Raw genomic sequence first — 3433 nt, forward strand, 5'->3', positions numbered from 1 at the left:
CGACAGCTACGACGCCGAGCGCCGCCCGGCCGGCTGGTTCGCGGCCGACGAGTCCAGCCGCCGCATCGCGAGCTTCCAGAACCTCGCGGCGGCCCCCGACCCCACGCTCGCCCATCCTTACATCCTGGCCACCGGGGCGTTTCAGCACACCGCGGGCGCCCTGGTGAGCGGCCCGGACGACGCCGACGACCCGGAGCCGGTCACCGAGTTCGCCCCGGCCGGCCGCGTCGGCACCCGCGTACCGCACCGCTGGCTCGACGGGGCCCGTACGCGCTCGACGATCGACCTCGCGGGGCCCGGCTGGTGTCTCCTCGCCGGACCGGAGGCGGCCGCGCCGCGCACGGACCGACTCCCGGTCCACCGGCACGACCTGGACTTCCTGCCCGCCGGGCAGTGCCTGTTGCTGAGGCCCGATCAGATCGTCGCCTGGCGGGGGACGGACCCGGGCGCGGCGGTCGAGGTGTACGACGGTCTGCTGCGGGCACCTGCGGCGAGCGGGGCCGGCGGGTAGGGGTAAGGCCGTACGGGCGTGGGGGCGCGTTGTCGTACGGGCGTACGGGCATGGGTGCGGCGGGCTACGCCGTTCGGGGGAGCGGCCCGCGTAGGGTGAGCGGTGTGACCGATCTTCCTGACCTCCGGATCGAGCTCGACGGGCGGGCCGCGACCGCCGAGGAGCTCTTCGCCCCGCTGATGAGCAGCTATGGCCATTTCACCGCCATGCAGGTGCGCGGCCGGGCGGTGCGCGGCCTGGAACTGCACCTCGCGCGGCTCGACTCGGCCACGCGCGAGCTGTTCGGCGCGGGCCTCGACGGCGGACGGGTCCGCGAGCTGATCCGGCACGCGCTCGCCGACACCGAGGACGCCTCCGTACGGGTCAACGTCTTCCGTCCGACGCCCCGCGCGGAGCCCTCGCTGCTGGTCAGCGTGCGCCCGCCCACGACCATGCCGACCACGCCGCAGGCCCTGCGCAGCGTGCCCTACCAGCGTCCCGTCGCGCACATCAAGCACACGGGCGGCTTCGCACAGGGCTACTTCCGCGACCAGGTCCAGCGGGCGGGCTTCGACGAGGCGCTGCTGACCGGCCCCGACGGCACGGTGTCCGAAGGGGCCATCACCAACGTCGCCTTCATCGACGGCGACACGGTGGTGTGGCCCGACGCCCCGGCCCTGGACGGCATTTCGATGCTGCTGCTCCGGCAGGCGCTGGACAGGGCGGGCCTGCCCTGGCGGCAATCCCGTGTGCGTACGGCCGACTTGGCCTCGTACGCCGGGGCCTTCCTCACCAACTCCCAGGGCATCGCACCCATCTCCCGCGTCGACGAGCTGGACTTCCCCGGCGACGCGCCGCTCGTGGACGAGGTCGTCCGGATCTTCCAGACGATTCCGGCGGACGCTGTCTGAGGCTTTCCCTGCCGATTCCCTGCCGATTCCCTGCCGATTCCCTGCCGATTCGCTGCCGAGGGGTGTCGCGCGGACCGTACCGGCTGCGCGTGCCCGGCGGATCCCATGGCCGCCGGGGCCATCTGCTCGACGGCCCGTCACCGGCCTTCCCCGAGGTGCGGTACCTGCCGTAGCGGCACATCGCATTCTCGCCACCGGGGGCGCCCCTCGTCGCCGCCGACCGGAGCCCGGACTCGGCGATCGTCTTCACCGTGACCCGCAGGTCAGTTCAACTAGCTTGCAATAAATGGGAGTTGGCGAAGTCGGTACACGCACGCTCGGTTTCGGACTGATTGAACGTCAACTCCCCTGGAAACGTTGACAGTCGGAATCCCAGTCCATACCTTCTTGGATCGTAGGAAAGATAAATGATTGATGATCCGATAGACGGTGTGAGGGACTGGGGGAGTCTTGATGACCGAGTCGACCGCGACAGCCGCTGCCGTGCCGGGGCCCGGCAGCGGACGCGGATGGACGCTCGCCGCCGTGTGCGTGGCGACGTTCATGCTGATGCTCGATCTGACCGTGGTGAACGTCGCGCTCCCTGATATGCGCACGCATCTCCACGCGACCTTCTCCGACCTGCAATGGGTGCTCGACGCCTACGCCCTGGGGCTCGCGGTCTTCCTCCTCACCGCGGGCTCCCTGGCGGACCGGCTCGGCCGGAAGCGGGTGTTCAACACCGGATTCGTGATCTTCGTCCTGGCCTCGCTGGCCTGTGGCCTCGCCCCGAACGCGGCATTCCTGTCCGCCGCGCGAGGGGTGCAGGGCCTGGGCGGCGCGATGCTCTTCGCGGTCGGCCCGGCGCTGATCGGACACGAGTACCGCGGCAAGGAGCGGGGCAAGGCGTTCGGGATCTTCGGCGGCGTGGTGGGGCTGTCCATCGCGTTCGGACCGTTGATCGGCGGCGCCCTCACCGACAGCCTCGACTGGCGGTGGATCTTCCTGGTGAACGTCCCGGTCGGCATCGCCGCGCTGGTGATCGGCGTGCTGCGCATGCGCGAATCGCGGGACCCGCGAGCGCACCCGGTGGACTGGTGGGGGCTGGTCCTGTTCTCGGGTGCGCTCGCCCTTCTCGTCCTCGGCTTTCTGCGCGGGGAGGCGCAGGGCTGGGGGAGCGCCGCGATCGTGGGCATGTTCATCGCCTCGGCGCTGCTCTTCGCGGCATTCTTCCTCGCTCAACGGCGGCTCGGCGAACGGGCGATGCTGCGCCTGACGCTCTTCCGCAACGTCACGTTCAACGGCATCTCGGCGGTCACCCTGCTCTGCGCGGCGGCCACCATGTCCACGCTCTTCCTACAGATCTCCTACGTGCAGAACGTGCTGGGCTTCTCGGCCTGGGACACCGGGCTGCGGTTCCTGCCGCTGACGCTCACGCTCTTCGTCGCGGCGGCGGTCAGCGGCAGTCTCACGACCCGGATGCCGCAGCGCGTGCTCGTCGGCTTCGCGATGACCTTCGTGGCGCTGGGGCTCGCCCTGGTCCTGCTGGTCGACGCGGACAGCGCCTGGACGTCGCTGCTGCCCAGCATGTTCGGACTCGGCCTCGGCATGGGCCTGTTCAACCCGCCGCGCGCCTCGCTGTCCATCGCGGTGGCCGAGCCGTCCGAGGCGGGCATGGCGTCGGGGATCGGCGAGACCTTCCAGCAAGTGGGCGTCGCCGTGGGCATCGCGGCCTTCGGCGCGCTGTTCCAGTCCAGGGTCACCGACCTGTTCGTCGACTCCGAAGCGGGTCGTCAGCTGGGCGGACGGGCCCAGGAGTTCGGCGAGGCGGTCGCCGCCGGCGGCGGCTCGCAGGCAGTGGCGGGAATGCCCGCCGCGATCGCCGAGCGACTGGACCAGGCGGCCCGTACAGCGTTCGCGGACGGCCTCCACGAGGTCATGATCGTATGCGCGTCGATCGCGGCACTCGGCGCACTGATCGCGTTCGCGTTCATCCGCACCCGAGATCTCCATGAGAGCGCCCTGACCGGGGCGGAGAGCGAGGGTGCCCGCG

At 71.0% G+C, this 3433-nt stretch carries 2 protein-coding genes and 1 pseudogene; all 3 read left to right on the top strand.

The features are described from left to right. Positions 1–511: pseudogene (locus ACFU99_RS37950) on the top strand (tetracenomycin polyketide synthesis hydroxylase); the annotation flags it as partial. Between the two features lie 104 nt (positions 512–615). Further along, positions 616–1401 carry an aminotransferase class IV gene (locus ACFU99_RS37955; RefSeq protein WP_384401544.1) on the top strand — a complete coding sequence of 262 codons (786 nt, stop codon included), beginning with the start codon at positions 616–618 and terminating at the stop codon, positions 1399–1401. 453 nt (positions 1402–1854) lie between these two features. Next, positions 1855–3433, top strand: a 1579-nt coding sequence (locus ACFU99_RS37960; RefSeq protein WP_384401547.1) for an MFS transporter, incomplete at its 3' end; no start/stop codon positions are given.

This window comes from Streptomyces sp. NPDC057654, assembly GCF_042800135.1.
GTDB lineage: Bacteria > Actinomycetota > Actinomycetes > Streptomycetales > Streptomycetaceae > Streptomyces.